The organism is Chitinophaga ginsengisoli (genome assembly GCF_003014595.1).
In the GTDB taxonomy this organism is placed as follows: domain Bacteria; phylum Bacteroidota; class Bacteroidia; order Chitinophagales; family Chitinophagaceae; genus Chitinophaga; species Chitinophaga ginsengisoli.
Genome location: NZ_PYGK01000005.1, coordinates 523616 through 529615 on the forward strand (window position 1 = coordinate 523616; position 6000 = coordinate 529615).

6 protein-coding genes are annotated in these 6000 nt (G+C 38.1%); 2 read left to right on the plus strand and 4 right to left on the minus strand.

The window, feature by feature from the left end; all coding sequences use genetic code 11:
* Positions 1-20 precede the first annotated feature (20 nt).
* Complete coding sequence (locus tag CLV42_RS15740; protein ID WP_106602869.1) at positions 21-950, minus strand: helix-turn-helix domain-containing protein; 930 nt, start codon at positions 948-950, stop codon at positions 21-23.
* Between the two features lie 286 nt (positions 951-1236).
* Positions 1237-2001, minus strand: a complete 765-nt coding sequence (locus CLV42_RS15745) for a hypothetical protein (RefSeq protein WP_146154393.1) — start codon at positions 1999-2001, stop codon at positions 1237-1239.
* 493 nt (positions 2002-2494) lie between these two features.
* Here CLV42_RS15745 and CLV42_RS15750 point away from each other — a divergent pair, with 493 nt between their 5' ends.
* Complete coding sequence (locus CLV42_RS15750) at positions 2495-2842, plus strand: 4Fe-4S binding protein (RefSeq protein ID WP_106602871.1); 348 nt, start codon at positions 2495-2497, stop codon at positions 2840-2842.
* Between the two features lie 132 nt (positions 2843-2974).
* Positions 2975-4378, plus strand: coding sequence for a DUF3472 domain-containing protein (locus tag CLV42_RS15755; protein ID WP_106602872.1), 1404 nt, complete (start codon positions 2975-2977; stop codon positions 4376-4378).
* A 227-nt stretch (positions 4379-4605) separates the two neighbouring features.
* Here CLV42_RS15755 and CLV42_RS15760 read toward each other — a convergent pair whose 3' ends face one another.
* Together CLV42_RS15760 and CLV42_RS15765 are read right to left on the minus strand one after the other, a co-directional pair.
* A complete protein-coding gene (locus CLV42_RS15760; protein ID WP_170117530.1) occupies positions 4606-4866 on the minus strand; it encodes an integrase core domain-containing protein in 261 nt (86 codons plus the stop codon).
* A 75-nt stretch (positions 4867-4941) separates the two neighbouring features.
* Positions 4942-5388, minus strand: coding sequence for a TIGR03067 domain-containing protein (locus CLV42_RS15765; protein WP_106602874.1), 447 nt, complete (start codon positions 5386-5388; stop codon positions 4942-4944).
* Positions 5389-6000 lie beyond the last annotated feature (612 nt).

Sequence of the window (6000 nt, forward strand, 5' to 3'; positions counted from 1 at the left end):
TGCAAAAAAGAAACCTTTTCCTAGTTTCTAAAGGTCAGAGGAGAACAGTCGGTCTGTTTCTTGAAAAAGTTAGAGAAATGAGCGACCTCTTCGAATCCTAGACTAAAAGCGATCTCTGACACGTTCCATTCCGTTTGCCTGAGCAATATCTTGGCTTCCTGAATGATCCGGTTACTGATCAGGTTCTTAGTTGTCTGGCCGGTCTGTTGTTTCAGCACCCTGTTCAGATAGTTAACATGGATAGACAACCGATCGGCATAGTCTTTAGGCGTCCGCAGTTTAAGTCCCTGAAATGGTGAGGCAATGGGGAACTGGCGTTCCAAAAGTTCGGCGAACAACGAGGACACACGGGACGAGGCATTATGCTCCTGGTAAAGGTCGGTAGCAGGCTGCAACTTTTGCCCATAATGGATCAGTTCCATTAGGTAGTTGCGTATTAGGTCATACTTATAAGCATAATCGGAATTGATCTCTTTATGCATCTTTTTAAAAATCGTTTTGATCTCTTCTTTTTCCTGGTCATTGATATGGAAGCAGGGATATCCCCCAGGCCTAAATATTGGGAGATCGTCAAGTACAACACCACTTTTAGACTGAGCAAGAAAATCAGCACTAAAGAGGCAAAAGTAGCCCCGCTGGTCCATGTCTTTTGCGATCCAGTTATAAGGCACCTTAGGTGTGGTAAACATTAGTGCCTGCGTTTCGATATCAATTACCTTATCGGCATATTCCGCCCGGTTGCGTCCGTCGATCAGGTTGATCTTATAATAAGCACGCCTGTTGTAGGTCATATTGGGCTTTACCTTCACCAGCTTTGCCAATTCACTGACATCAAATACATTGAAATGGCCCACTTCTTTTGTAAGTCCCCGGGGCAATAACTGGCTGATGTCTTTATTCAAATTTTCGGAAGCTGTTTTATAAAAACCTTCAAGTGTGGTAATCTCCATATTGATCGATTTGCAAGAATCAAATATAATTATTTTACCCTGCTTTTAAACACTAGTCAGAACTGCGCTCGAAGTTCAAAATTGTGGCGTAGTTAAAACTAATACGAACAACGGGATGGCTGGTTTACGTATGTTGAGATAGTGGCGCAGGAAGTGCGGGACCATAAATTGGCAAAACAACTATCATTTGAATCTCAAGTTTGACAAGTTTATTGCGACGTACCTTGCAGGGAATCACATTAGATTTATTTGATAGTTTTAAAAAGAAGTTTTGTTGATAATTTTATTAATCTATCTCTGGCTCCAACACGTATCCATCTTCAAATTCAAAATTTTCCCCAGAATCCTTCAACTTTGAAACTGACTTTTCAGTAGAGACTATAAACAGCTTACCGTCTCGAATAACGCCCTTGGTTACCCGGTTGATCATTTCATTTTTAGGTTGTTCTACAAATACCACGCTGATTATGTTTGGAATATCATGTTGCCTAAGGTTGACATATTGGTTTGTCGTTAGGTAATCAAGTCGTTTTAACGAATCACTCAGTTGGTACTCTATCTTGATAGATGTGAGTTGATGATATTTAGGTATGTCCTTGAAAGGGATTTCAAGTGTATTATTTGCTGTTAGTGTAAAATATCTTGGAACATTTGGTAATTGAGAGTTGTAGTCATATATGTAATTGATTTTTATCTGTTTGTTATCCAAGCGATGTCCTTTATCTGTACGAAAATCTATAAAAAACGACTGTCGATTATTTTTTCGATAGGTGGCTGTTACGTCATCCTGGTCGAGCTGATATTCATCTGAGAAATACAAAGTGTCGTTGTCTTTTTTCCAAGTACCCTTGAAACTGCGCCATAAAAAGCAGCTTGTACTTGGTCTGCTCCAGAATTTGAACGTTGCATCCGGTGATAATATTATTTCATGGATTTTATTGGAGTAAAAGGTTCCTATTTCGGTCTTTATTGCCTGCCCATGATTCGAATAGGTTACTGGTTTAACTTGTGCGACAACTTCTAGAGTAAAGAATAAGGATATGACCAACATTCTCATAAATTAGGTAAGGTCTGATATGGAGCTAATTTATCTTTTTTCATCGATTTCAGGGAACGTATTCGATTTTTTTTTGATAAAAGATGAGGTGGAGTATTGGAGGTGTCCGGAGTATACAAAAACTTATGTTGAGGAGTATTCACCTACCGGCATATCTAGGGAGGGCTTAGAACGACCATATAAACAATTACAATTACGTGCCCAGTAGTGGAGCATATTCGAACCAAATAATATTGATAATAAATAAGTTATTCAATATCATGGCATATAGGTCGAGTGATAACGGGTGCAGTTATTAATTTCATCGTATATGAACAATTATAAAAAATGCTTTTGGTTGATCACCCAATAAATCGTGTACGATAGTTAAATAAATACGAATGTTCCGGGGTTGTTTGGGGTAATAAACTATTTTCTACTAATTTTATCACCTTATTGGTTATTATTTTATAATGAAGCATAGACAGCTTCCAAATTAAAATTAATTATGGCTATTAAAATTACAGATGAATGTATTTTCTGTTCAGCTTGTGAATCGGAATGTCCGAATAACGCGATCTATGAGGGGGGCGTAGAATGGGCAATATCTGATGGTACAACGGTTAAAGGTGATTTTGTATTAAAAGACGGAACTATTATTGATGCCAGCCAGCGAAATGCTCCCTTGGCTACCGATCTTTTTTTTATTGTTTCAGATAAATGTACAGAGTGTCAAGGATTTCATGAGGAACCTCGATGTGCACTTGCATGTCCGGTAGACTGTTGTGTACCAGACGAAATGTGCCAGGAGTCAGAAGAAGAACTGCTGGCGAAGAAAGATAAATTACATCTTTAATCAGATAGCACTTATTTCAGATTGATTATTAAAGACGTATTTGAGATCTTCAAATTATATACAACAGAAAATCCGCTACCAGAGCGGATTTTCTGAACTCCTATATATGGAAGCGATTCATAATTCTTAAATATGATGACAAGTCAATTGTGTTCAACAGTATTATTTCTGGCAATAATGATGTTTCTATCTTTTAACCAGCCTGCTGATTGGATTAAAGCTGGAAGTGAACCCAGGAGGTACGAAATGGATACCGACAGGAGCATCCATCACAAAGGCCGATCTGTAATGACCATAAAATCCATTGAAACAGGCATAAAAGGTTTTGGCGCTTTAATGCAAACTGTTGATGCTGGTAAGTATTCAGGCAAAAGGATTAGAATGACTGGCTATTTAAAATCAAAAAATGTTACCGGCTGGTCTGGATTCTGGTTGCGCATAAATCAAGCAAATTCGGCAAAACCCATATCTATTGACAATATGCAGGATAGAGCAATTAAAGGCAGTGTTGGATGGAGGGAATACAAAATAGTATTGAATGTTCCCGATACAGCTTCCACCATAACATTTGGTGCGTTGCTTTCAGGAGAAGGACAAATTTGGTTTGACGAAAATATACAACTCGAAATCGTTGGCAGTGATGTTCCTATTACCGGCATAAATAATTCTTTAAATACCATATCACCACTAAACATTATTACTCAGGCGAACCTTGACAGCACCCGTTACTTAACAAAGGGAGATAAAAGATTGAACGCTCCCTACTTAACTTTAAGTTATGATTTAAACAACATTGACAGTGTTGAATGGGTGTATGCAGAAATAAAGGTTCCGCAAGGTGAAGCTCCACTTCATACCTATTATTCTGTAATAGGCGGCAATTTGTTTTACTCCGGTATCCAAACAATTTCAAAAACGGAACGAAGAATTATATTTTCTGTATGGGATGCCAATTCAGGAGACAACGATAAGGAGAAAGTCCCTGATTCAGCAAGAGCAGTTCTGCTTGCTGCAAAGAAAAATATAGTTTATAGTAGATTTGGAAATGAGGGTAGCGGGGTTCACACTCATTATGTTTATGATTGGAAGGAAGATTCGACTTATAAGTTTTTAATACATGCGGTGCCTGATTCATTTAAAAATTCAACTACCTTTACACTCTTCGTTGATTTTGACAAGCATTGGGAAATGATTGCCAAAATCAGAACTCCTCAATCCCAAGGTTATCCTAAGTATATTCATTCCTTTATAGAAGATTTTAGTACAAGAGATGATGAACATCGCAGGTCTGCTTCATTTGAGAATGTCTGGGTGAGAAAAACAAACGGAGCCTGGAAAGAAATAACTCAAGCGATATTCAATTTGCCATTTGGAGATAAGAACAGGAAATTCAAGGATTATGGCTGCGCACTTTCTACTTCTTTTGGATTTATGCTGAGTTCAGGTGGAGGATATACAGGCACGTATATCCCAGTGCCTGCTCTGATAAAAAGAAATGCAAAAGGTATTGTTCCATTAAAGACAATGCCCGAATAACTCAGGGCACTGCCAACAACAGTGGTTTTGCATCAACAGGGGCGCCGAATAAAACTTCAGCAATAATAACAATATTCGTCTTCGGTTCCGGATACCCAAACGCATATAGGCTTTTGAAAAGTTCTGTACATTAGTTCAGTTATCGGCAATTTGGTGAATTGTAAAAAATGTAAGAGAAATCAATTATATGTAATAGCTCCGATTTGATCCGACAGTCGGGTAATATTTTAGGCAGTTGGCGGTAGGTCGTCCAGCTGCTTTTCTTTTGCTAAAGGGACTATTTCTTCAAAAGTTTGTAAAGGAGTTCGTCCGAAGCAGTATTTACCAGTATGTGTCCGATCACGATTATAGTGATCAATCCACTCGTCTAGATCCGTCTGGATCTGTTCAAGAGAAGTGTAGATTTTCTTCCTGAAGGCAATAGCGTAAAACTCGTCCTGAACAGTTCGATTAAATGCAATAAAGATTTCTAATCCGAGATTATACAAGAAACCGATTGATCCAAAAGAGAAGAATACATCATTTGTTCCTCCTCAATCGTTCAGATATATTGATTAGGGGTTTCATAAACGCTTTCGCTTGCAGATAATCAACTCTTGATTATTTTTGTCTGATATTTCTATTGGGCGCATATTTGGAGGGGCGACTACAATCTTCAGCGAATCTCCTTTCAACTCATAAGCAACGCTGACAGACGTCGTATCGGTTACCATATCCACTGGTTGAATAATAATCAACTTGAGGTTGCTGGTGGTGTCCAACTTAAACGAATACTTCATCTCCTTTCCAGTCTCGTCTGTAAAGGTAAGTTTATGTCCTTTGAAGACATATTTGTAGGTCACATCTTTTTTGATGCCGTTCTGGCTTTCTGATTGCGCCAACCATACACCTTGTATGTTTGCTTGGTCAGTAGATTTTACCGCATCACCAGCACCGCCACACGACAAAGCGCAAACAACAACCAGTAATAAAAGGGAGAGAGTGGAAAACTGCAGTCTATAACTTTTCATATTTTATAAAACTCTTAAAAAATAATATGATCAAATATAACAATTATGACAAATATTGTAGCTAATAAAGTTGATGACTCATTAAATCTCTATAGAGTTGAAGTACGAGCTACTTACTGGACACAATAAAGGTGACACTTCACGCTCTATACAATACTGCACACAACATGGGGTTTGCTGCAATGCTGGCTGACGAATAATTCCTCATCTTTTTGTTCGCTATCAGCAGCGGTTCGGTCAGACGTAATTCTATTCGGCTTTAGTTCTTATCTTCATCATCGGTAATTTTATTGGGCTTCTGTTCCGGGCTGGACGTTATAAAATTCTGGCAGAGCAGCAATCCCTGTTCGTTACAAGCAATTTATTAACGAGCCGTTCCAGTAAAAGTGGTGATTGACAAACGAAGTTTTCAACTTGATCCATCGAACTTGGTTTGGGTTGATTAATAGAAAGTTAGAACAGATTGAGATAAATTATAAAGACAAAAAGAGGGTGTCTCAAAAGTAATTGAGGCACTCTCTTTATTTTTAGTAAAAAAAAGGACGAAAAAATATCTTGGAACCATGATTCTTAGTAAATTAAGTCATGGCAAGAGGTAAAACATTATCAGTA

What these genes read in the sequence shown, in the direction of transcription:
- CLV42_RS15765 (WP_106602874.1), bottom strand. Translation starts at nt 5,388, where the DNA reads ATGAAAAGTTATAGACTGCAGTTTTCCACTCTCTCCCTTTTATTACTG.
- CLV42_RS15745 (WP_146154393.1), bottom strand. Translation starts at nt 2,001, where the DNA reads ATGTTGGTCATATCCTTATTCTTTACTCTAGAAGTTGTCGCACAAGTT.
- CLV42_RS15750 (WP_106602871.1), top strand. Translation starts at nt 2,495, where the DNA reads ATGGCTATTAAAATTACAGATGAATGTATTTTCTGTTCAGCTTGTGAA.
- CLV42_RS15755 (WP_106602872.1), top strand. Translation starts at nt 2,975, where the DNA reads ATGATGACAAGTCAATTGTGTTCAACAGTATTATTTCTGGCAATAATG.
- CLV42_RS15740 (WP_106602869.1), bottom strand. Translation starts at nt 950, where the DNA reads ATGGAGATTACCACACTTGAAGGTTTTTATAAAACAGCTTCCGAAAAT.